General features: G+C 55.7%; 1 protein-coding gene. It reads left to right on the top strand.

Annotated elements, in window-relative coordinates; translation table 11 throughout:
* Positions 1-60: 60 nt before the first annotated feature.
* Positions 61-300: hypothetical protein (locus tag AC5ZG5_RS46570; protein WP_496165617.1), on the top strand; the 240-nt coding region annotated here is incomplete at its 3' end.

Below are 300 nucleotides of genomic sequence, written 5' to 3'. Positions count from 1 at the left end.
TGTGTGTACCGAAAACCTCATCCGAGTTGATGATGTAATGGAATCGCCTAAGCTGGCGGAATGATCGGGCTGCTTTGTTTCGTACTGGCCGTCTTGGCCTCGCCGCTCAAGTCGAAGAGCCGACTTGAAGCAGAGAATGCGGCGCTCAGACATCAGTTGATTGTCTTGAGGCGTAGGCTGCGGAGTCGCGTCCGGCTCACCAACGATGATCGCTGGTTCTTCGTTCAGCTGTATCGCTGGTTTCCATCGATTTTGCAGGTCCTCACGATCATCCGGCCCGAGACGGTCGTGCGTTGGCAC

It is taken from the genome of Bradyrhizobium sp. Ses1, from assembly GCF_059512365.1.
Note: the sequence above shows the minus strand (reverse complement) of the source record. Positions and strands in the feature narration are given on the sequence as shown.